The organism is Streptomyces sp. NBC_00876, assembly GCF_045207435.1.
In the GTDB taxonomy this organism is placed as follows: domain Bacteria; phylum Actinomycetota; class Actinomycetes; order Streptomycetales; family Streptomycetaceae; genus Streptomyces.
In genome coordinates this window covers 2897677-2919568 of record NZ_CP108800.1, presented here as the reverse complement: position 1 = coordinate 2919568, position 21892 = coordinate 2897677, and the positions used below count along the sequence as shown (strand labels likewise).

Annotated in this window: 18 protein-coding genes and 1 tRNA gene; 8 read left to right on the top strand and 11 right to left on the bottom strand. The window is 69.8% G+C overall.

Annotated elements, in window-relative coordinates; genetic code table 11:
• Positions 1-11: 11 nt before the first annotated feature.
• Together aspT (OG782_RS12730) and aspT (OG782_RS12725) are read right to left on the bottom strand one after the other, a co-directional pair.
• Positions 12-1715: an aspartate-alanine antiporter gene (aspT, locus tag OG782_RS12730; protein ID WP_406450378.1), complete on the bottom strand. Its 1704-nt coding sequence runs from the start codon at positions 1713-1715 to the stop codon at positions 12-14.
• A complete protein-coding gene (aspT, locus tag OG782_RS12725; RefSeq protein ID WP_406450376.1) occupies positions 1716-3392 on the bottom strand; it encodes an aspartate-alanine antiporter in 1677 nt (558 codons plus the stop codon). It lies immediately after the preceding gene.
• A 677-nt stretch (positions 3393-4069) separates the two neighbouring features.
• On the opposite strand from aspT (OG782_RS12725), the gene OG782_RS12720 reads away from it, so the two are divergent.
• The 5 genes from OG782_RS12720 (at position 4070) to OG782_RS12700 (ending at position 10446) form a co-directional block, all read left to right on the top strand.
• Positions 4070-5395 (top strand): ABC transporter substrate-binding protein, encoded by a 1326-nt coding sequence (locus tag OG782_RS12720; protein ID WP_406450374.1) that lies wholly within the window; start codon positions 4070-4072, stop codon positions 5393-5395.
• A gap of 211 nt (positions 5396-5606) precedes the next feature.
• Positions 5607-6605 carry a carbohydrate ABC transporter permease gene (locus OG782_RS12715; protein WP_406450372.1) on the top strand — a complete coding sequence of 333 codons (999 nt, stop codon included), beginning with the start codon at positions 5607-5609 and terminating at the stop codon, positions 6603-6605.
• 15 nt (positions 6606-6620) lie between these two features.
• Positions 6621-7541, top strand: coding sequence for a carbohydrate ABC transporter permease (locus tag OG782_RS12710; RefSeq protein WP_406450370.1), 921 nt, complete (start codon positions 6621-6623; stop codon positions 7539-7541).
• Between the two features lie 122 nt (positions 7542-7663).
• A complete protein-coding gene (locus tag OG782_RS12705) occupies positions 7664-9124 on the top strand; it encodes a GH1 family beta-glucosidase (RefSeq protein ID WP_406450368.1) in 1461 nt (486 codons plus the stop codon).
• Between the two features lie 290 nt (positions 9125-9414).
• Positions 9415-10446 (top strand): LacI family DNA-binding transcriptional regulator, encoded by a 1032-nt coding sequence (locus tag OG782_RS12700; RefSeq protein ID WP_406450366.1) that lies wholly within the window; start codon positions 9415-9417, stop codon positions 10444-10446.
• A gap of 120 nt (positions 10447-10566) precedes the next feature.
• Here OG782_RS12700 and OG782_RS12695 read toward each other — a convergent pair whose 3' ends face one another.
• The 5 genes from OG782_RS12695 to OG782_RS12675 all read right to left on the bottom strand — a co-directional run bounded on the left by OG782_RS12695 (position 10567) and on the right by OG782_RS12675 (position 13953).
• Positions 10567-11091, bottom strand: a complete 525-nt coding sequence (locus OG782_RS12695; RefSeq protein ID WP_406450364.1) for an AAA family ATPase — start codon at positions 11089-11091, stop codon at positions 10567-10569.
• 165 nt (positions 11092-11256) lie between these two features.
• A tRNA-His gene (locus tag OG782_RS12690) sits at positions 11257-11329 on the bottom strand.
• Between the two features lie 126 nt (positions 11330-11455).
• Entirely contained in the window at positions 11456-12058 is a 603-nt protein-coding gene (orn, locus tag OG782_RS12685) for an oligoribonuclease (RefSeq protein ID WP_406450362.1), read from the bottom strand.
• A 10-nt stretch (positions 12059-12068) separates the two neighbouring features.
• On the bottom strand, positions 12069-13292 hold the full coding sequence (locus OG782_RS12680; protein ID WP_406450360.1) for a helix-turn-helix domain-containing protein: 1224 nt from the start codon (positions 13290-13292) through the stop codon (positions 12069-12071).
• 391 nt (positions 13293-13683) lie between these two features.
• Positions 13684-13953: a hypothetical protein gene (locus OG782_RS12675; RefSeq protein WP_406450358.1), complete on the bottom strand. Its 270-nt coding sequence runs from the start codon at positions 13951-13953 to the stop codon at positions 13684-13686.
• Positions 13954-14319: 366 nt separating this feature from the next.
• On the opposite strand from OG782_RS12675, the gene OG782_RS12670 reads away from it, so the two are divergent.
• Positions 14320-14841, top strand: a complete 522-nt coding sequence (locus tag OG782_RS12670; protein WP_406450356.1) for a universal stress protein — start codon at positions 14320-14322, stop codon at positions 14839-14841.
• Between the two features lie 270 nt (positions 14842-15111).
• A complete protein-coding gene (locus OG782_RS12665) occupies positions 15112-15684 on the top strand; it encodes an acetate uptake transporter (RefSeq protein ID WP_406450354.1) in 573 nt (190 codons plus the stop codon).
• A gap of 110 nt (positions 15685-15794) precedes the next feature.
• Here the strand turns inward: OG782_RS12665 and glmS are convergent, their stop codons facing one another.
• Positions 15795-17624: a glutamine--fructose-6-phosphate transaminase (isomerizing) gene (gene glmS, locus OG782_RS12660; protein WP_406450352.1), complete on the bottom strand. Its 1830-nt coding sequence runs from the start codon at positions 17622-17624 to the stop codon at positions 15795-15797.
• A gap of 68 nt (positions 17625-17692) precedes the next feature.
• A complete protein-coding gene (locus OG782_RS12655) occupies positions 17693-17968 on the bottom strand; it encodes a hypothetical protein (protein WP_406450350.1) in 276 nt (91 codons plus the stop codon).
• Positions 17969-18305: 337 nt separating this feature from the next.
• On the opposite strand from OG782_RS12655, the gene OG782_RS12650 reads away from it, so the two are divergent.
• Positions 18306-19967, top strand: a complete 1662-nt coding sequence (locus tag OG782_RS12650) for a beta-N-acetylhexosaminidase (protein WP_406450348.1) — start codon at positions 18306-18308, stop codon at positions 19965-19967.
• Between the two features lie 96 nt (positions 19968-20063).
• On the opposite strand, the gene OG782_RS12645 is transcribed toward OG782_RS12650, so the two are convergent.
• Both OG782_RS12645 and OG782_RS12640 read right to left on the bottom strand, forming a co-directional pair.
• The gene (locus tag OG782_RS12645) at positions 20064-21047 is read right to left on the bottom strand and encodes an ABC transporter substrate-binding protein (protein WP_406459028.1); all 984 of its coding nucleotides are present in this window, start codon (positions 21045-21047) and stop codon (positions 20064-20066) included.
• 181 nt (positions 21048-21228) lie between these two features.
• On the bottom strand, positions 21229-21870 hold the full coding sequence (locus OG782_RS12640; protein ID WP_406450346.1) for a GNAT family N-acetyltransferase: 642 nt from the start codon (positions 21868-21870) through the stop codon (positions 21229-21231).
• Positions 21871-21892: the final 22 nt, after the last annotated feature.

Genomic DNA, 21892 nt, shown 5'->3' with positions numbered 1-21892 from the left:
GCTCCCGCGGTTCAGTGGTTGAGGATGACGATGACGGCGCCCCACACGGTCAGCAGCACATTGCCGACGGCGTACGGGATCGTGTAACCGAGCGTGGGGATCTGGGACCTGGAGGTCTCATTGATGGCGCCGATCGCCGCCGTGGTGGTCTGGCCGCCGGCCAGCACCCCCATCAGGATCGGGAACCTGATCTTCTGGATGTGGTGCCCCACCAGGAATCCGACGATCAGCGGGACGACGGTGGCGACGGCCCCCAGGACCAGCAGCCCCCAGCCGGCCGAGGACAGTCCGCTGGTGAAGCCGGGACCGGCGTTGATGCCGACCACCGCGACGAACATGCACAGGCCCAGGGTGTCCATGAACCACTGGGCGCCCGGCGGCACGTTCCCGTACGTCGGGTACTTGCCCCGGATCCAGCCGAAGACCAGACCCATGATGAGCCCGCCGCCCGAGGTGGAGAGCGAGATCGGCACCCCGCCCGCCGTCAGCGCCGGAATGCCGATGCAGCCGCCGAGGAAGATGCCGAGGCCCACCCAGACCATGTCGGTCGCGAAGCTCGTCGGCACGGGCTTGCCGAGCTCCTTGCCCGCCGGGCCGACCAGCCGCTCCGGGCCGGTCAGCACCAGGGTGTCGCCGCGCTCCACCGGGGTGGAGAGCCGGAAGGGGAATTCGGCGCCGGCCCGGTAGAGCTTCTCGATGTAGACACCGGCCATGAAGGGCTCCCGGCGCAGTTCCTCCACCGTTCTGCCCAGTTGCGCCTTCTCGGACGCCACCACGTGCAGCGTCTCGGTCCGGTAGCCGAGCAGCGTCACGTCGTCCGCCTCCGGACCCACGTGCGTACGGGCGTCGAAGTCCACCAGGTCGTGCCGCAGCGCGCTGACCGCGATGGTGTCCCCCTCCCGCAGCACCAGGGACTGCGTCTGCGGCAGGATCGTCCCCTCGCGCCTGACCTGGGTGATGTAGACACGGCGGCCGAGCGCCTGTTGCTGGTTCTCGAAGTCACCGATGCTGCGTCCGACGAGGTCGTGGCGTTCGACCGTGTAGGCGCGCAGGACGGTCTCGTAGTACCCCTCGCCCTCGTCCGGGTTCTCGTCGGGGGCGTCCAGTTCGGCGGCCAGCTCCGCGCTCTCCTTCGCCAGGTCCCTGCGGTAGAGCCGGGGCAGCACATTGGCGAGGAGCATCGCGCACAGGATGGTGCCGAGCGGATAGGTGACCGCGTAGCCGACCGCGACCAGGTTCTGTTCGGACTTCACCTCGGCGGAGGAGAGGCCGGGCAGGGTGGCGATGGCGTCCTGGGCGACACCGATGGCCGCCGACTGCGTGAGCGCGCCGCTCATCAGTCCGGCGCCGAGCCCGGGTCCGTAACCGAGGATGACGGCGAAGAGCCAGGAGACCAGCAGCCCGGTCACACAGACCACGACCGCGTTGACGACCTGCGGCAGCCCGTCCTTCCTCAGTCCCCGGAAGAACTGAGGTCCGACGCGGTAGCCGAGTGCGAACAGGAACATGATGAAGAAGAGGTTCTTCACCGTGCCGTCGATCTCGACGCCGAACTGGGCGCCCAGCACCAGCCCGGCGACCAGACAGCCCGTCACCGCGCCGAGCGCGATCGCCTTGTAGTGGACCTTGCCGAGCAGGAATCCCAGCGCGACGACCAGGAAGACCAGCAGTTCGGGATGGGGTTCGAAGATGTTGCGGTTGAGGAAATCGATCATTCAGGCTCCCAGGACACCGACGAGAATGGGACCGGTCAGGGGCAGCAGGAAGTTCGAGAGCGCGTACGTGATCGTGTAACCGAGCAACGGCACCGAGCTCTGCGCCACCTGGGTGATGGAGGTGATCGCCGGGGTCGAGCACTGCTGGCCCGCGATGGCGCCGATCAGCAGCGGCTTCTCGATGTGCAGGAGCTTGACCCCGACGATCAGCGAGATGGTGGCGGGGATCAGCACCATGGCGATCCCCGCGAACGGCAGGAGCGCGCCGTACTCCTTCAGCAGCGGCCACGCCTGCGGCCCGGCGGTGAGCCCGGTGCAGGCGATGAAGACGGCGAGACCCAGGTCCTTCATCGTGTTCGCGGCCTGTGGCGGGAAGGCCCCGAAGGTCTGCCTGCGGGAGCGGAACCAGCCGAACAGCAGCCCGGAGACCAGACAGCCGCCACCGGTGCCGAGCGACAGCGGGATGTCACCGACCCTGACGACGATCTGGCCGAGCAGCGAACCCGCCACGATGCCGAGGCCCAGATAGACGAAGTCCGTCGCGTCGTTCTTCACGACGGCGCCGATCTTCGCGACGAGCTTGTTGAGGCCGGAGCGGGCACCGACCAGGGTCAGCACGTCACCCCGCTCCACCGTGGTCTCGGCCGAGGCGGGCAGATGCTGGTCGTTGCGCAGCACATCGGTGATGTACACGCCGTCCCGGCGGAACTCGGGGTGGTCCTGCTCCAGCCGGGCGATGGTCGACCCGGCGGTGGCCTTCTCGGTCACCGCGACCTGACGGGTGGCCAGTGGGGTGTCGAGGCCGGGCACCGCGGGGGTCTCCGGACCGATCTCCCGGCCCGCCTCGATGATCGCGCGCCGCCGGCCGACCACCTGGACCAGGTCGCTCAGCGTCAGTTCGAGGTCGGGGGAGGGGTCCATCACCACGCTGCCGCGCTTGACGCCCTCCACCGTGACGCCGCCGCCCAGGGAGGCCTCGAGCTCGCCGATCCGCCGGCCGTCGGCCAGGGTCACCAGGAACGTACGGCCGACCGTGCCGGGCAGCGCCTCGCGTTCGTCGGACTCCAGGCCGCGGATGCCTCCGCGCATCTTCTCCCAGAGTTCGCGCGAGGCGTCCGCCAGATTGATGCGCAGCAGCATCGGCATGATCTGGCTGGTGTACAGCACGATGGTGACCAGGCCGAAGAGGTAGCAGACGGTGTACGCCGTCGCGACGTGCCCCTGGTACTCGGTGATCTGGGCGGACGTCAGGCCTTCCAGCTTGCCGATCGCCTCGGTGGCCGTACCCACGACCGCGGACTCGGTCGCCGCGCCGGCCAGGATGCCCGACGCGGTCCCCACGTCGAGGTCGAAGGCCTTGGCGAGGCCGAAGGCGATGCCGAGCACACAGACCAGTTCGATCAGGCAGAGGGCGAAGAAGCGCAGGCTCTTGCGGTTGAGGTTGGCGAAGAACTGCGGCCCGGCCAGATAGCCGAGCGAGAAGATGAACAGGGCGAAGAAGACCGTCTTGACGTCCTCGTTGACGCTGACGTGCCGGGTGCCGATCAGCAGCGAGACGATCAGCGTGCCGCAGATTCCGCCGAGGGTGATCGGTCCGACGCGGATCTTTCCCACGAGGTAACCGAGGGACAGGCAGAGGAAGAGAGCGAGTTCGGGATGGTCGCGGACTACTCCCATCCGGCCTCACCCACCCGAAGGGACAGAAGTGATCATTAGGCGCATAGGGGTGAAAATATCAGCGGGTGGGGTGGATGGCATGTCCACTCCCTGTCCGTCGCGCAGGGGAAGTGGCCCCGGTGCGGGGCCTCGTTCCGGTCATCGGCCGGGCTGCCGTTTCGGCCAGTGACCGGCGCTCGGGTTCGGGGAAAGAACGCGGGGGCGTCCCGGAGGGGTCCCGTGATGCGGTGGCCCGTTCACCTTCCGGCGGGCCCCGCGCAAGGAATCGGGGGTGGCGGAGACTGTTTCCGGGGGATTCCGCAAAACCGGCGCGATCGTGGCGGCTTCCCGGCGCCGCCTCCATGATCCACTCCCGATACCCCTTCCACCTGCGGGAATTCGTGAACCGCTCGCTCCGGTTCCGCTGCCCGCATGCTTTGGCAAGCCTTCGGCCGGACACGGTCGCGTGACTTGCAGGACACGCTCGCGCAACGGAAGCGTCTTCAACTCTTGACACCCACCCCCCGCAGGCAGCAACCTTCCGACATCGACGCATGGGAGCGCTCCCACATCGCACGGGAAATTCCCGTGCGGACGGCACTGCCCGTGTCCTCCCCCCAGAACCATCTGGCACCCGCACTCACCAGCGCGTATGCCACGCAGTGAGCCAGTCCCACCCTGGAACAAGGAGTAGTGGAATGCGTATCACCCGCACCGTCGCCGGCCGGAGCCGCAAAGTCGCGGTTCTGGCCACCACGGGCCTGACCGCTTCGGCCCTGTTGCTGACCGGCTGCAGCAGCGACTCCGACTCATCGGACAACACGGCCTCCGCGAACGGGAAGATCACGCTGACCGTCGCGGACTTCGGACAGTTCGGCTACAAGGAAGCCGGTCTCTTCGCCAAGTACCACGAGCTGCACCCGAACATCACGGTCAAGGAAGACACCACCGCTGATGAGAAGGTCTACTACCCCAAGCTGCTCCAGCAGCTGAACTCGGGCAGCGGGCTGGCGGACGTCCAGGGCCTCGAGGTCGGCCGCATCAAGGAGCTCGTCGACACCAAGGCGGACCAGTTCGCCGACCTGAGCAAGGTCATCGACGTCAGCGAGTGGGTGTCCTGGAAGGAGAAGCAGGCCACCACGGCCGACGGAAAGGTGATCGGCGCGGGTACCGACATCGGCCCGATGTCGCTCTGCTACAACACCGAGCTCTTCAAGAAGGCCGGTCTGCCGACCGACCGCAAGGACGTCGCCGCGAAGATCGCCGGGGGCTGGGAGGACTACCTCAAGCTCGGCGAGGAGTACAAGAAGAACGCGCCCTCGGGCACGTACTTCATGGACTCCGCCAGCGCGATGTACAACGCCGTCGTCAGCTCGAACGCGAAGCAGTACTACGACGAGAGCGGCAAGGCGATCTACAAGGACAGCCCCAGCGTCAAGCAGGGCTGGGACCTGGCGGCCGAGGCCGCGGACAAGAAGCTGACCCAGGGCCTCGCGCAGTTCAGCGACCCGTGGAAGGCCGCCCTGCGCAAGAGCACCATGGCCACCATCGCCTGCCCCGCCTGGATGGCCGGTCAGATCTCGGTGAACGCCGGTGACGGCAACAAGGGCAAGTGGGACATCACCACCGCCCCCGGTTCGACCGCCGCCAACTGGGGCGGCTCCTTCCTCGGTGTTCCCAAGGCGGGCAAGAACGTCGACGAGGCCGCCAAGCTGGTCAAGTGGCTGACCGCCCCCGAGCAGCAGGCCGCCGTCTTCAAGGCGATCGGCAGCTTCCCGTCCAACAAGGGCGCGTACGACCTGCCGGACGTGAAGGGCGCCAAGCTCGCGTACTTCAACGACGCGCCGATCGGCCAGCTGTACGCCGATGAGGCCAAGTCCATTCCCGAGACGGTGCTCGGCCCGAAGGACGGCATCATCAAGGACACCATCTCCACCCAGATCAACAACATGGAGCAGCGCGGCACCAGCCCCGACGACGCGTGGAAGGCGGCGACCAACTCGATCGACAAGGCGATCGGCTGACGGTCGCAGCGGCGGGCGGCCCCCGGGCCGCCCGCACCTGCGTGTCCCCATCCCACGGGGCGCCGGGGCCCGCGCACGGCGCGCCTCCCGGCGGGCTTGCACGGGGCGACCGGGTATCTCCCCGGCCGCCCCGTGGAAGCCCACCGCACGCGCTTTCGGCCCACGCCCCGTACCCGGGTAACTCAAGCAATCCAGGGAAGGACTCCCGCTCGTGGCCACCTCGACTCCCACCCGGGACGCATACGCCCCGCCGCCGCGCGGCTCCCAGCAGACACCGGCCGGCTCCCGCCGGCAGACGTGGCGGAGCCGGCTCTGGCGCTTCGACGACAAGGCATCGCCGTACGCCTACATAGCCCCGTTCTTCCTCGTGTTCGGCGCCTTCGGGCTCTATCCGCTGATCTACACCGGCTGGATCGCCCTGCACCGGGTGGAGATGACCGGGCTGAACCAGATGGAGTGGGTCGGCTGGGGCAACTTCGACACGATCCTGCACGACTCCGAGTTCTGGACGGCCGTCAGCAACACCTTCCTCATCGGTGTCATGTCGACGGTTCCGCAGCTGCTCGTCGCGCTGGGCCTGGCCCACCTGCTGAACTACAAGCTCCGCGCCAGCACGTTCTGGCGGACGGTCATCCTCACCCCGTACGCCACCTCGGTGGCCTCCGCGGCCCTCGTCTTCGCCCTGGTCTTCCGGGCCGACGGCGGTCTGCTGAACTGGGCCCTGCACTTCGTCGGCCTCGGTGACACCAACTGGGTCAACGGGCACTGGACGTCCAAGATCGCCATCTCGGTCATCGTGATCTGGCGCTGGACCGGCTACAACACCCTGATCTACCTCGCCGCGATGCAGGCGGTGCCCTCGGACCTGTACGAGGCGGCCTCGCTCGACGGAGCCTCGCGCTGGCAGCAGTTCCGCAAGGTGACCATTCCCTCGCTGCGGCCCACGATCCTCTTCACGATCGTCATCTCCACCATCGGTTCCATGCAGCTGTTCGGCGAGCCGCTGCTGCTGGAGGGCGGCACCCTCGGCGCGACCGGCGGCAACGAGAATCAGTACGAGACCCTCAGCGTCTACCTCTACAACTACGGCTGGAACCTGGGGCATCTCGGTCCGGCCGCCGCAGTGGCATGGGCGATGCTCGCCCTCCTGCTGATCATCGCCGCGGTCAACTGGTTCATCGGCCGCTTCGTACGCACATCCGCGGTCTGACCGGGAGCGATATCCATGACCATCACCAGCCCCACCGAAATCCCGGGCTCCGTCCTCCCGGTGCGCACCGCTCACCGTGCGCCGAAGCGGGCGAGCCGTTTCAAGCCCGGCGCCGGCCAGCAGCTGAAGGGCGGCCCGTTCGCCTACATCGCGCTGGCCGTCGTCGGCATCGGCTCGCTGCTGCCGCTGTACTGGACCCTGGTGGCCGCGTCCCACACGCAGGACGAAGTGCTGGCCTCCACCCCGCCGTTCCTGCCGGGCGGCCGGCTGCTGCACAACCTCGACGCCGCCTGGACCCAGGCCAACCTGGGCAAGGCGATCGTCAACAGCATCCTCGTCTCCAGCTGCATCACGGCGGCCACGCTCTTCTTCTGCACCCTGGCCGGATACGCCTTCGCCAAGATGCGCTTCCGGGGCCGCGGCGCCCTGATGACCGGGGTCATCGCGACCCTGACCATTCCGCCGCAGCTCAGCGTCGTCCCCCTGTTCATGATGATGTCCGACCTCGGCTGGGGCGGAAATCTGGAGTCGGTGATCTTCCCGACCCTGGTGAGCGCGTTCGGCGTGTTCTTCATGCGGCAGTACCTGAGCGAGGCGCTTCCGTACGAACTGATCGAGGCCGCCAAGATCGACGGCGCGAACAACTTCCGCGTCGTGCTGAGCATCGTGCTCCCGGTGGCCCGCCCCGCGATGATGGTGCTCGGCATGCTCACCTTCGTCCAGGCGTGGAACGACTTCTTCTGGCCCTACCTCGCACTGAACCAGCAGAACCCCACGCTCCAGGTGGCCCTCGGCCAGCTGAGCGCCTCCTACACCCCCGACCAGAGCATCGTGATGGCCGGCGCGCTGATCAGCACGCTGCCGCTGCTCGTGGTGTTCGTGATCTTCGGTAAGCAGATCGTCGGCGGGATCATGTCCGGCGCCGTCAAGGGCTGACACCACCGGCCCAGCTTCCTCCCGGACGCCCGTACGGTCCGCGCCGCCCCGCGGACCGTACGGGATCCGCAGTCCCACCCCTGTCCATGCCTCTGTCCGCCCACCCCTGGGAGCGCTCCCGCATGACTGCTGTACGAACTGACACCGCCCCGAAGCAGGCGCCCGAGGCGACGAGATTTCCGACGGGCTTCGTCTGGGGGGCGGCGACCGCCGCCTACCAGGTGGAGGGCGCCGCCGCCGAGGACGGCCGCACGCCCTCCATCTGGGACACCTTCAGCCGGACACCGGGCAAGGTCCGCAACGGCGACACCGGAGACATCGCCGCCGACCACTACCACCGCTACCGTGACGACGTCGCGCTGATGAAGCAGCTGGGGCTGAAGGCGTACCGTTTCTCCATCTCCTGGTCCCGGGTGCAGCCCACCGGCCGGGGCCCCGCCGTCGAGCGCGGTCTGGACTTCTACCGCAAGCTCGTCGACGAGCTGCTCGAAGCCGGCATCACTCCCGTCGCCACCCTCTACCACTGGGACCTTCCCCAGGAGCTGGAGGACGCCGGCGGCTGGCCGCAGCGGGTGACCGCAGAGCGGTTCGCCGACTACAGCGCGATCATGGCCGGCGCCCTCGGCGACCGCGTCGGCATGTGGACCACCTTCAACGAGCCGTGGTGCTCGGCCTTCCTCGGCTACGGCTCCGGTGTGCACGCCCCCGGCCGCACCGAGCCCGCCGCCGCCCTGCGGGCGGCCCATCACCTCAACCTCGCCCACGGCCGGGCGATCGAGGTCCTGCGCGGTCAACTCCCCGCTGCCGCGCAGACCTCGGTCACCCTCAACCTCCACCAGGTGCGCCCGCTGACCGCGAGCGCGGCCGACGCGGACGCCGCCCGCCGGATCGACGCGGTCGGCAACCGGGTCTTCACCGGCCCGATGCTGCGCGGCGAGTACCCCGAGGACCTGATCGCGGACACCTCGAACCTGGTGGACTGGTCGAAGCTGGTCCAGGACGGCGACCTGGCCGCCATCTCCCGCCCGGTCGACGTCCTGGGCGTCAACTACTACACGCCGACGCTGGTCTCCACGCCCGAGAAGGGCGGGGGCGGCTCGGGCAGCGACGTGCACGGCGCCAGCGACTTCTCCCCGTGGCCCGGCTCCGAGCACGTCGCCTTCCACCTCGCCGAGGGGAAGGAGCGCACCGCGATGAACTGGTCGATCGACCCCAACGGGCTCTACGACCTCCTCATGGACGTCACCCGCGACCACCCCGGCCTGCCGCTGATGGTCACGGAGAACGGCGCCGCCTTCGACGACTACGTCTCGCCCGAGGGCCGGGTGGAGGACCCCGAGCGGATCTCGTACCTGCACGGCCATCTCGACGCGGTCCAGCGGGCGGTGGCCGACGGGGCGGACGTGCGCGGCTACTTCCTGTGGTCGCTGATGGACAACTTCGAGTGGGCGTACGGCTATTCCAAGCGTTTCGGCACCGTGTACGTCGACTACGCCTCCCAGCGCCGCATCCCGAAGTCGAGCGCGTACTGGTACGCCGATGTGATCCGCCGTCACGCCCTCCCGCCGGGCGGCCTGTCCTGACCCCTGGGCGCGTTCCGGAAGTCCGACTGCCACCCGGTCGGACAACGTTGTTCTCGGAACCCGCCCCCAGCGCCACCCCTGAGACCCGGCCCCGTGCCGGGTCTCAGTCGTTTCCGCGGCGCCGGCTCCGGGTTCCCTGCGTGCCGATGGGCCACGCGCGTAGAGTGGGAGCGCTCCCACCATTCTGCCGGGGAGCGGCGGACCGGTCCCGTCGAGTGTCAAGGGATCCAACGCCAGGACTTGGTTTGGTTATCCGACTGTGAGAAATTGACCGCGAACGGGAGGCAGCCATGACGGCAGCGCGAGTACGGAGCGGGGGGCGGCCCACGCTCGAAGAGGTCGCGGCACGGGCGGGGGTGGGGCGCGGTACGGCCTCGCGGGTCATCAACGGCTCACCGCGGGTCAGCGCGCACACGCGGGAGGCCGTGGAGGCGGCCGTCGCCGAGCTCGGATACGTACCGAACCGTGCGGCCCGCGCCCTGGCAGGGAACCGCACGGACGCCATCGCGCTCGTCGTGCCCGAGTCGGAGAGCCGCTTCTTCGCGGAGCCCTACTTCTCCGACATCGTCCGCGGGGTCGGCGCCGCGCTGGCCGACACCGAGATGCAGCTGCTCCTCACCCTCGTCGGCAGCGACCGCGAGCGCCGCAGGCTGGCCCAGTACCTGACCGCGCACCGGGTGGACGGCGTGCTGCTGGTCTCCGTGCACGCCGACGACCCGCTGCCCGACCTGCTCGAGCAGCTCGGCATGCCCGCCGTGATGAACGGCCGAAGGTCCGCCACCGAGTCGCTGGCCTCGGTCGACTCGGACAACTTCGAGGGCGCCCGCGGCGCCGTCGAGCACCTGGTCTCGCGCGGCCGCCGCTCCATCGCCACCATCACCGGACGCCTGGACGTCTACGCCTCCCAGCGACGACTCGACGGCTACCGCAGGGCCCTGTCCGATGCCGGTCTCGAAGCGGACGAGCGGCTGATCGCGCCCGCCGACTTCTCGGAGGAGGGCGGCGTCCGGGCCATGCGCGAACTGCTCGCCCGCCGCCCGGACGTGGACGCGGTCTTCGCCGCATCCGACCTCATGGCCGCGGGCGCCCGTCAGGTGCTGCGCGAGGCCGGCCGGCGCATCCCGGACGACGTGGCCCTCATCGGCTTCGACGATTCGGCCGTGGCCCGGCACATGGACCCCGCGCTGACCAGCGTGCGGCAGCCGATCGAGGAGATGGGCCGCGCGATGACCCGGGTGCTCCTCGACGAGATCGCGGGCGAGAACACCGAGCGCCCGCAGATCGTCCTCCCCACGGAACTGGTCGTCCGCGACTCCTCGTGAGGACGGTGTGCCGGTCCCCGCGACCGGCGCCCGCACACGCCTGCCTGCCAGGCCGGCACCGGCTTCGCGCGGCCGGGTCCATGACCGCGGCTGCGGAGGGCTGTCCGGGCCGGTGCGTCGTCAGGTGAAGGACGGCCAGCGATCGGCGGCCCACTCGGGCCAGCCCGGCCAGCCGGGGGGCGGACCGCCGATTTCGTCCCCGCCGAGCTCCGCGGCGTCGGGCTCCTGGAACAGCGTCCTCCAGTGCGAGAGGTCCGCCGCGCTGATCGGGAAGGTCTGATCCGGAGTGGTCGCCTGTCGACGGGCGATCCGGGCGCGCTGGGTCTCAAGGTCCACCGGCACGTACACGAGGCGGCAGGACGCACCCGCCGACTGTGCCAGCCAGCGGATCGCGGACCTCTCGTCACGGGACCAGCACCCGAAATCCAGGATCGCGTTCGTTCCGAGCCGCAGGGCCTCCATGGCGAGCGAGAGCAGCCGTCCCTCCAGGACATCGCGCTTCCCGTTCGCGTCCGACTCACCGAACAGCGGAATCATCCACTCATCAGGCGTCAGCCGGAGCGCGTGGTGCTCCTCGGCCAGCTGCCGGGCCCTTGTGGTCTTTCCGGCCCCCGGCAGGCCGACTGTCAGAAATAGCGTGGTCACACCCGGATCGTTCATGGAGACCAGGAGGGGGACAACTGCTTTCCCTGCCCGGATCGCCGGGGGCGGGTGACCCCGGTGGTGACACCCCACCCGGTCCTGGGCCCGTGGGCTCCGGACATGACGAAGGGCCGACCCGTTCTCACGGATCGGCCCTTCATCATTCAGGGTGAGTAACGGGACTCGAACCCGCGACATCCTGGACCACAACCAGGTGCTCTACCGTCTGAGCTATACCCACCATGTCCGGGCGTTTCCGACCGGCCGAGAAAAAGTGTACAGGGTCCGGGAGGGTGCTCGCGCCCTCATTGTTCAGCCGCCGGTCCCGGCCCCCGAAAGGGCCGTGACCAGCGGCTTTCTCGGATCCCTAAGCCGAGGGCCGCGACAGGCGCGCGGCGATCGACTTCGCGCGCTCGGAGTCCGGACCGGGCTGCGGGACGAAGACCGCCTCGCGGTAGTACCGCATCTCCGTGATGGAGTCGCGGATGTCGGCGAGCGCCCGGTGGTTGCCGTTCTTCTCCGGACTGTTGAAGTACGCCCTCGGGAACCAGCGGCGGGCCAGCTCCTTGACCGAGGAGACATCGACGATCCGGTAGTGGAGGTAGCCCTCCAGCGACGGCATGTCCCGCGACAGGAAGCCGCGGTCGGTACCGACCGTGTTCCCGCAGAGCGGGGCCTTGCCGGGCTCCTTCACATGCTCGCGGATGTAGGCCAGCACCTTCTCCTCGGCGTCGGCCAGGGTGGTACCCCCGGCCAGCTCGTCGAGCAGGCCCGAGGCGGTGTGCATCTGCCGCACCACCTCGGGCATGGTCTCCAGCGCCGCGTCCGGCGGGCGGATCACGATGTCCACCCCTTCGCCGAGCACGTTCAACTCCGAGTCGGTGACCAGTGCGGCCACCTCGATGAGTGCGTCTTCCGTCAACGAGAGCCCGGTCATCTCGCAGTCGATCCACACCATGCGGTCGTTCATGCGCCCCACCCTACGGGGCGCTCCGCTGCCCCGGCAGGGCCGGGCGTCCTGTGGCGTACGCATCGGAGCCCGGTTTCCCGTGCTCCCCGCGGCCCGTGTCCAGTGCTGCCGGGGCAGCGCCGGACGGACCCGGCGCGGCGGCCCGACGGCTCGCGGAGGTGCCCTGGGCGGGCACCGCCGACTCGGTCACCGCGGCCACCGGCTCCGGACCACCGCCCTGCGGACGACGGGCCCGGTAGGCGGCCCGGTACGCGGCGGGGGAAGAGCCCAGCTGGCGCCGGAAGTGCCCGCGCAGCGCGACCGGCGAGCGGAAGCCGCAGCGGCCCGCGACCTCGTCGACCGAGTAGTCGGACGTCTCCAGCAGCCGCTGCGCCTGCAGCACCCGCTGGGTGATCAGCCACTGGAGCGGTGCGCTGCCGGTGAGCGAACGGAACCTCCGGTCGAAGGTCCGCCGGCTCATGTAGGCGCGCGCGGCCAGCGTCTCCACGTCGAACTGCTCGTGCAGATGCTCCAGCGCCCAGGCCACGACCTCGGCGAGCGGGTCGGAGCCGATTTCCTCCGGTAAAGATCTGTCGAGGTAGCGCTCCTGGCCGCCACTGCGCCGCGGCGGCACGACGAGCCGGCGGGCGAGTGCCCCGGCGGCCTCCGTGCCGTGGTCCGAGCGGACGATGTGCAGGCAGAGGTCGATCCCGGCCGCCGTTCCGGCGGAGGTGAGCACATCGCCGTCGTCGACGAAGAGCTCACGCGGATCGACGTGGACCGACGGGTAGCGCTTGGCCAGCGTCGGCGCGTACATCCAGTGCGTCGTCGCCGGACGGCCGTCCAGCAGTCCGGCGGCGGCGAGCACGAAGGCCCCCGTGCACAGTCCGACGATGCGGGCGCCCTCCTCATGGGCGCGGCGCAGCGCGTCCAGGGCCTCCACGGGCGGTGGCGAGGTGATCGAGCGCCAGGCGGGCACCACGACGGTGCCGGCCCTGCTGATCGCCTCCAGCCCGTAGGGCGCGGTCAGTTCGAGTCCTCCGGTGGTGCGCAGCGGTCCCTCTTCGCCGCTGCACACGAGCAGCCGATAGCGCGGAACCCCCGCGTCCTGGCGGTCGATCCCGAATACGGACAGCGGGATGGAGCTCTCGAAGATGGGGCCACCGCTGAACAGCAGTACGGCGACGACCTCACGGCGTCGTCGTCCGCTCAGCTTCCGTACAGCCTCCGTTGCGGTGGCGGAGTCCTGGCTCATGACGCTAAGCCCCCCTCGGTGTTCGCGTCTTCCTGGTCCTTACGGGCCTGTCGCACCTGCACATGTCCCCTCGGTCGTGCACGAGTCCCCGGCCTTCGACGCCCAAGATCGAATCTACTGCGTCCCGTGGTGCCGTCGTGACAAGTTCACCAACCGGCTTTATGTCGACAAGGCAACCTGGCGGGAAGCGTTCGATCACGAAGCGTTTCACTCGTGAGTCGTGCAGGGAAGTGCGCCTGGCGTTCATGGCCCGTCCCCATTGGGCAGAAGCGTACCGCCCGGTCTCTTCCTGCCTGCTGGCAAGGGGGTTGATCGGCCAATTCGACAAGGAATCGACCGGGACCTGAAGTTGGCTGAAAATGTACGGTCGCGCGTACGGGAATCAGTCGTTCTACCGGCGCACAACCCGTGAGGCCCGGCCGCCCCTGTGCGCCCCCTCGGACGTCCGGGCGGCGGTGCGCGAGGACCGGCGCAGCAGTACGCGGCAGGCCACGGTGACGGCGGTGAGGCCGAGTGCGACCGTCGCGGCCCCGCCGGCGGAGTCGCCGTGGGCGAGGAGGACGACCGGCACCAGCAGGCAGCCGAATACCGCCCACCGGATCACATCGGTCGCCGGCTGCGCGGTCGGTTCCGGGCGGGTGGACGGATCGGGTGCGGGCACGGCGTGCTCCCTGGAGCGGCTCGGTGGCGCTGCGGTCGGTACTGCGCGGGCCGCGGACCCCGCGGACGGTGTGCGGGGGCGCGGTCACGTGGCTAACGGACCGGGCTCCCGCCGGTCACCGGATGCGGCCGTCCGGGGGCCCGTGACGTCGGTGTACCGCCCATCCGGCATTGCCATAAGGGGGCGGTCTCGGGCATGCTCCGTGAAACGTCGCACGCGCTTTGCGCGCTCTGGGCAGTGGAGGAGTGGCGCCGTACCCTTGGGGGTAAGGGGTTGGGAAGATGATTCCCGGACACCGCAATACCGCCCGCTGACGCAGTTTCCCCAAGTCGCTCTCCTTACGAGGACTCTCTCGCCGAGACACCGATGGCCGGTCACGAAATCCCCGAACCCGCGGACCGCAAGCAGGTAGCCGACCCCGTGTCGGACCCGCAGGCGGCCGAAGAAACGCAGCATTCCTGCGATCCCGCCTTCCGCCATGGGGTCGTCGTCGGCTTCGACGGCTCGACCTCCAGCGAGCGGGCCCTGGCCTATGCCATCGGCATGTCCCGGCGTACGGGCTCCGGGCTGATCATCGTCCATGTCGCCAACCGGCTGCCGACCACGGTCTGGGCGGGCTGCGAGCCGCCCGTCTTCGTGGATGTGCCCGACCACCGCACCGAGGTCCTCGGCCTGGAGCTCGCCTGCGCGGACTACCTCGCCGAGATTCCCTGGGTGCTGGTCGAGCGCGGCGGGGACATCTGCCACGAGCTCGAGGAGGTCGGCCGGGAGTACTCGGCCGACGCGATCGTCGTGGGCACCACCCACGGGATCGTCGGCCGGATCTTCGGCTCGGTCGCGGGCCGGCTGGCGCGACGCGCCCAGCGCCCCGTCGTCGTCATCCCGTAGCTCCCGCGGAGCCGTATTTCCCCAGGAGCTGTGGTTCCCGCGGAGCCGTGGCCGCCGCGGGGCCGTAACCCTTCCCGGATCCACGACCCCATCCGAATTCGCATCCGAATCTTCGGGACATTTCAGTCATTGGGTCGACGTGGCGTCAACTCGCCTGTGAAAACGGCCGAAAGCGCGATGCTACCGACCCGTAGAGGGTGGATTGTGCGCTTGTGAAGGGTACATAGGCGTCACTGGGAACAGCACGATTGCATGCGAAGGGAGCCCGCCGTGGACAACGACGTCTCTGCGGGAAACACCAGCACCTCCACCCTCGGCCATCTCGCCCTGGGACTCACGCTGTTGGCATTCGGGATCGGCCGCACCGGGGCCGTGGACGGGGTGACGGCGGCCGATGCCGTCTCGCTCGCGCTGTATGTCGGCGGTATCGCCCTGTTCGTCGCCGGACTCCTGGAGTTCCGCGCGGGCAACGGATTCACCGGGACGGCCTTCGCCGGACTCGGCGCCTTCTGGTTCACCTGGGGCACCGGCGCCGACGCCAAGGTCTCCGACCACGCGGCAGGGCTTTTCCTGCTGCTCTGGGCCCTGTTCGCGCTCACGCTGACCCTCGGCGCGGCCGGCCGCGGTCTGCTCGGACAGGGGATGTACGGGCTGCTGTTCGTGGCGCTGCTGCTCCTGGGCGTCGGGCAGTTCGCCGACAGCGGCGGCCTGGGCAAGGCGGGTGGTTGGTTCGCCGCCGCGGCGGGCCTCGCCGCCTGGTACACGGCGACGGCGGCGCTGGCCCACTGGCCGACCGCGGTGCCGAAGCGTGCTGCCGGCCGAGGAGTGACGGCCACCGGCTGAGGCAGCGGCCCGGGCCGGTCCGGGGCGGCACCGGCCCGCACGGGAGAGCGGCCCCGCACCCACCAAGTGGGGGTGCGGAGCCGCTCTCGCCGTATGCGGGGGTGCTGTGACTACTCGACGGTGACCGACTTCGCCAGGTTGCGCGGCTTGTCGATGTCCCGGCCCATGGCCAGTGCCGTGTGGTAGGCGAAGAGCTGGAGCGGGATGCCCATCAGGATCGGGTCCAGCTCGTTCTCGTTCTTCGGTACGAGGATGGTGTGGTCGGCCTTCTCCTGCTCGCGGTGCGCCACGGCGAGGATGCGGCCGCTGCGGGCCTTGATCTCCTCCAGTGCGGCGCGGTTCTTCTCCAGCAGGTCGTCGTCCGGGACGATCGCGACCGTGGGGAGCGCCGGCTCGATGAGCGCGAGCGGGCCGTGCTTCAGCTCGGAGGCGGGATAGGCCTCGGCGTGGATGTAGGAGATCTCCTTGAGCTTCAGGGAGGCCTCCAGCGCGACGGGGTAGCCCCGAACCCGGCCGATGAACATCATCGACTGCGCGCCCGCGTACTCCTGGGCCAGCTTCTTGATCTCGTCCTCCGACTCGAGGATCCGGCCGATCTGCTCGGGCAGCTTGCGCAGCCCCTCGATGATCCGCTTGCCGTCGGAGACCGACAGGTCACGGATGCGGCCCAGGTGCAGGGCGAGCAGTGCGAAGGCGACCACGGTGTTGGTGAAGCACTTGGTGGAGACGACACAGACCTCGGGGCCCGCGTGGACGTACATGCCGCCGTCGGCCTCGCGGGCGATCGCCGAGCCGACGACGTTCACGACGCCGAGGACGCGTGCGCCCTTGCGCTTGAGCTCCTGGACCGCGGCCAGCACGTCGTACGTCTCACCGGACTGGGAGACGGCGACGTACAGGGTGTCGGGGTCCACGACCGGGTTGCGGTAGCGGAACTCGGACGCGGGCTCCGCGTCCGCGGGGATGCGGGCCAGCTCCTCGATGAGGCCGGCTCCGATCATGCCCGCGTGGTACGAGGTGCCGCAGCCCAGGATCTTGATCCGGCGGACCCCGCGGGCCTCGCGGGCGTCCAGGTTCAGCCCGCCCAGGTGCACGGTGGAGAAGCGGTCGTCGATGCGGCCGCGCAGCACGCGGTCCACGGCGTCGGCCTGCTCGGAGATCTCCTTGTGCATGTACGTGTCGTGGCCGCCCATGTCGTACGACTCGGCCTCCCACTCCACCGTGGTGGGCGTGGCCGTCGTGGTCGAGCCCTCGGTGGTGTACGTGCGGAAGTCGTCGGCCTTGAGGGTGGCCATCTCGCCGTCGTCCAGGGTGACGATCTGGCGGGTGTGCGCGACCAGGGCCGCGACGTCGGAGGCGACGAACATCTCCTTCTCGCCGATGCCGAGGACGACCGGGGAGCCGTTGCGGGCGACGACGATGCGGTCGTTGAAGTCGGCGTGCATGACGGCGATGCCGTACGTGCCCTCGACGGACTTCAGCGCCTCGCGGACCTTCTCCTCCAGGGTGTCCGCATCCGACCGGGCGATCAGGTGGACGAGCACCTCGGTGTCGGTCTCGGAGAGGAAGACGACGCCCTCGGCGACGAGCCGGGTGCGCAGCTCGGAGGCGTTGTCGATGATCCCGTTGTGGACCACGGCGACCTTGTTGCCGGCGTCCAGGTGCGGGTGGGCGTTCTCGTCGCTCGGGGCGCCGTGGGTGGCCCAGCGGGTGTGGGCGATGCCGGTCGTGCCGGTGAACCGCTTGGGGACCCGGGCCTCCAGCTCGCGGACCCGGCCCTTGGCCTTGACCATCTTCAGCGCGGCGGGCTTGCCGGCCGCCGGCTTTCCGGTGATGACGATGCCCGCGGAGTCGTAACCCCGGTACTCCAGCCGCTGCAGGCCCTCCAGCAGCAGCGGGGCCACGTCACGCTTTCCGATATAACCGACGATTCCGCACATAGAGTCTCTGCCCCTCCATCGACGTACAGGTAAGTACAAGTAAGCGGGTGCCCGGCCGCGGGCCGGTCTCAGCCGTAGACGATGCGGCGCAGCTGGCGGAGCGAGAGCTCCGGCGGCGCGACCGCCCGGTGCGGCAGTTCGGCCGCGATCCGTTCGAAGATCTCCGTGTTCACCAGGCCGCCGGACTGCAGTTCGCGGTGGCGGCGGCGGACGAAGGCCTCGGCCGTCTCGTCGAAGTAGGCGAGCACGTCGAGGATCACCCGGGCTGCCTCGCCGCGCTGGAGCGCGGTGCTGCGCACCAGGTGGTCAATGAGGTCGTCGTACGACGAGCGGCGTTCGAGCACTCGTCGATATTGCGGGGGAAGGAGGCCGAGCGCAACAATTCTGCCCGATATCGGGCAAGGATGGAGTCAATCGGCTCCCATTTTCGGTCCGGATGGGTGTCGGGAGTGATTCCGGGGTGAGGCGCGTGGGGCGTGTGGGGCCGGGGAGGCCGGGGCAGCCGGGGGCCGACGGGATGAATTCGGCCGTACGACCCGCATCCACGGCCATGTTCCGGCGCGGTCAACACGGGTAAGTGGTCTACACCTTGACCATCCGTGAGGCGCACGGTACGCATGGCGACGGTTCGCATGGTCAGGAGAACCCAGAAGGTGTGACCCGTAGAAAGGGACCCGGCTTGTGAGACTGCACACGGCGCAGCGCAGTGCTCTTCCCCGTGCTCTACCCCGGATTCTCGGCTCGCTGCTTCTCGTCACAGCGGCCGGCGTCTCCACCGCATGCGCGGCCCCCGTGGCATCGGCGGCCGACAGCCGCTCGGTCACCGGGGCGCCCCGGCCGCTCGGCCAGATCGTGCCCGCCCCCGCCTCGGTCAGGCCGGGCGGATCCCCGTACTCCATCACCGGCGCCACCCGGATCCGGGTCGACGGCGCGTCCGGCGAGGTCCGCAGGATCGGCGAGTACCTGGCGGGCGTGCTGCGGCCCTCCACCGGGTACGCGCTGCCGGTCACCGACCGGGAGGGCGGCGACGGCATCCGGCTCCGGCTGAGCACCCGCGACCCCAAGCTGGGGGCGGAGGGCTACACCCTGACGTCCGGGCACGGCTCCGTCACCATCACCGCCCGCAAGCCGGCAGGGCTCTTCCACGGCGTCCAGACGCTGCGTCAGCTGCTGCCGGCCCAAGTGGAGGCGGGCAGCCTCCAGAAGGGGCCCTGGAGCGTCGTGGGCGGCAGCCTCACCGACGCGCCGCGCTACGCCTACCGGGGCGCGATGCTCGACGTCTCGCGGCACTTCTTCTCGGTCACCGAGGTCAAGCGCTACATCGACCAGGTCGCGCTGTACAAGATGAACAAGTTCCATCTCCACCTCTCCGACGACCAGGGCTGGCGGATCGCCGTCGACTCCTGGCCGCGGCTGGCCACGTACGGCGGCTCGACGGAGGTCGGCGGCGGCCCCGGCGGCTACTACACCAAGAGCGAGTACAAGGAGATCGTGCGGTACGCGGCCTCCCGCTACCTGGAGGTGGTGCCGGAGATCGACCTGCCCGGCCACACCAACGCCGCCCTCGCCTCCTACGCCGAGCTGAACTGCGACGGCGTCGCGCCCCCGCTCTACACGGGCACCAAGGTCGGTTTCAGCTCGCTGTGCGCGGCCAAGGACGTCACGTACGACTTCATCGACGACGTCATCCGTGAAGTGGCCGAACTGACCCCCGGCAAGTACATCCACATCGGCGGGGACGAGGCGCACTCCACCAGCCACGAGGACTACGCCCGGATCATGGAGCAGGCGCAGGCCGTCGTCGGCAAGTACGGCAAGACCGTGATGGGCTGGCACCAGCTCACCGGGGCCACGCCGGTCAAGGGTGCCGTCGCCCAGTACTGGGGCTACGACAAGACGAGCGCCGCGGACCGGCAGAAGGTGGCGGACGCCGCGAAGAACGGCACCAGGCTCGTGCTGTCGCCGGCGGACCGGGTGTACCTCGACATGAAGTACAACGAGCAGACCGAACTGGGCCTGAAGTGGGCCGGTCTGGTCGAGGTGCAGCGCAGTTACGACTGGGACCCGGCGACCTACCTCGCCGACACCCCGCCGGACGCGGTGCTGGGCGTCGAGGCGCCGATCTGGTCGGAGACGCTGACCGACAGCGACGACATCGACGTGATGGCGTTCCCGCGGCTGCCCGGGGCGGCGGAACTGGGCTGGTCCCCGGCCGCCACGCACGACTGGGACACGTACAAGCTGCGGCTGGCGGCGCTCGGGCCGCGGTTCACCGCGCAGGGGATCGACTACTACCGGTCGCCCCAGGTGCCGTGGCCGGCGGAGCCGGCTTCGGCGGGGTGACCTGAGCGGGGCCGTCCGGCGGTCGGGGGCGTAGCGCCCTCGACCGCCGGACGGGCTGCCGGACGTGTCCTCGACCGCCGGACGGGCTCGGCTTCGTCAGGCGACCTTCCTGGCGTCCTCGATGGCCTTCGCGAGGTCCTCGAGGACCGGCGCGCACTTGTCGTAGCTGTAGATCGGCTCGGTGGTGCGCGGGACGACCTGGCCGGCCCTGACGGCGGGCAGCTGCGTCCAGGTCGGCTTGGACGTCAGGGCGTCGGGCTGCAGGGCGGAGGACCGGTTGTCCATCATGATGATGTCGGCCTGGTACTTGTCGACGTTCTCCCAGCTCAGCTCCTCGAAGAAGCCCGCCGCGTTCACCTTCGGCCCGACGAACCTCACGCCCAGCTCCTGGAAGTACAGGGTGTCGGCGGACATCTTGGCGAGCGAGACGTAGAAGAGGTCCTGGCTGGCCGAGCCGATCATGACCTTGATGTCCGGCTTGGACTTCGCGGCGGCGCGCAGCCGGGCCGCGGCCTTCTCGAAGCGGGTCTTCGCGGCGGTGACCTTCGCGGCCCCGACGTCGGCGCCGAGCGAGGCGGCGAGGTCCTCGTGGCGCTGGATCGCCTTGGGGATCGTGGTCTCGGCGGCCCACAGGGCGACGCTCGGGGCCAGCTTCAGGATCTTGTCCCTCGACTCGTCCGGCACGTACCAGAGGGCGTCCTTCTCCCACATCGCGGTGACCAGCAGCTGCGGGCCCAGCGCCGCGTACTTCTCGACGTTGAACTCGCCCCAGACGTTGCCGAGGATCTCGACCTTGCTGATGTCCAGGTCGCCGGCCTGCACATCGGCCTTGCCGTCCTTGGTCTTCGTCGGGCCGAAGACGGCCTTCACCTCGATGCCGTAGTCGTGCAGGGCCGCGGCGACACCGGTGAAGGCGACGATGTTCTTCGGGACCGACTTGGCCTCCGCGGTCTTCCCCCGGTCGTCCTTGAAGCTCCACGGCCCCGCGTCCGCGCTCTTGGAGCCGCCGGAACCCGTGTCCTTCCCGTCGCTGTCACCGCAGGCGGCGAGCACGGCGCCGAGACCTACGGCGCCGCCCATGGCCAGCAGGCCACGGCGGGTGGGGCGGGACGGACGGGCAGTGCGCATGACAGGTTCCACTTTCGTACGGGCCGGGGACCGGCCTTGAGCCGGTCCGAAGGAAGGTTAGCCTAACCTTCTGTGCGGCTGACCGGCCGGACCGCCCGAGCCCGCCCGGTCAGCGCTCCGCCACCCGCCGGTCTCACCCGCCGAACTGCGCACGGCACCCGTCGAGCCCCTCCACCGTGACATCGACGGCCCGGTGCTCCTCCCACCGCTCGCGCTCCAGCCGCAGCCGTTGCAGCGTGACGGAGGCGCCGCGCAGGGCGGCGGTCTCCAGCCCGTCCGGGAGGTAGCCGAGCCGCCGCGAGACGCCGAGCGAGCGCGGGTTGTCCGTCATCGCGGACGAGACCGCCGTACGGGCCCCGAGTCCTGCGAAGGCGAGATGGAGCGCGGCGCCCCGCATCTCGGTGCCGATGCCCCGCCCCTGGTACGCGAGCCCCAGCCAGGACCCGGTGCTCACCTCACCGGTCACCGCGAAGTCCTTCGCCATCACGTCCTGCCGCCCGACCACCCGGCCCTCGTGCAGCACCGCGAGGCTCAACGACCATTCCCGCTCGGACCAGTTGGCGACGGAGGCCAGCACGTGCTGGAACACCGCCCGGCCGCGCCCGGCGGGCGAGGCGTCGGTCCAGGGCACGGTGAACGGCATGGCGTCCGGGGCGTGCACCCCGTCGGCGGCGACCGAGGCCAGCTCGTCCAGCAGCTCCAGGTCCGGGAGGCGCAGCTCCAGACGCGGGGTGCGGATGCGGAGCCCGTACAGGGGCCAGTGCTGGGGTTTCATGGACGAACACTGCCGGGGTGGG

Bases quoted from the DNA above. Each gene is read 5' to 3' on its own strand.
- OG782_RS12720 (WP_406450374.1), top strand. From the start codon at position 4,070: ATGCGTATCACCCGCACCGTCGCCGGCCGGAGCCGCAAAGTCGCGGTT.
- aspT (WP_406450376.1), bottom strand. From the start codon at position 3,392: ATGGGAGTAGTCCGCGACCATCCCGAACTCGCTCTCTTCCTCTGCCTG.
- orn (WP_406450362.1), bottom strand. From the start codon at position 12,058: ATGAACGACCGCATGGTGTGGATCGACTGCGAGATGACCGGGCTCTCG.
- OG782_RS12700 (WP_406450366.1), top strand. From the start codon at position 9,415: ATGACGGCAGCGCGAGTACGGAGCGGGGGGCGGCCCACGCTCGAAGAG.
- OG782_RS12645 (WP_406459028.1), bottom strand. From the start codon at position 21,047: ATGGGCGGCGCCGTAGGTCTCGGCGCCGTGCTCGCCGCCTGCGGTGAC.
- OG782_RS12640 (WP_406450346.1), bottom strand. From the start codon at position 21,870: ATGAAACCCCAGCACTGGCCCCTGTACGGGCTCCGCATCCGCACCCCG.
- OG782_RS12705 (WP_406450368.1), top strand. From the start codon at position 7,664: ATGACTGCTGTACGAACTGACACCGCCCCGAAGCAGGCGCCCGAGGCG.
- OG782_RS12710 (WP_406450370.1), top strand. From the start codon at position 6,621: ATGACCATCACCAGCCCCACCGAAATCCCGGGCTCCGTCCTCCCGGTG.
- OG782_RS12680 (WP_406450360.1), bottom strand. From the start codon at position 13,292: ATGAGCCAGGACTCCGCCACCGCAACGGAGGCTGTACGGAAGCTGAGC.
- OG782_RS12670 (WP_406450356.1), top strand. From the start codon at position 14,320: ATGGCCGGTCACGAAATCCCCGAACCCGCGGACCGCAAGCAGGTAGCC.
- aspT (WP_406450378.1), bottom strand. From the start codon at position 1,715: ATGATCGATTTCCTCAACCGCAACATCTTCGAACCCCATCCCGAACTG.
- glmS (WP_406450352.1), bottom strand. From the start codon at position 17,624: ATGTGCGGAATCGTCGGTTATATCGGAAAGCGTGACGTGGCCCCGCTG.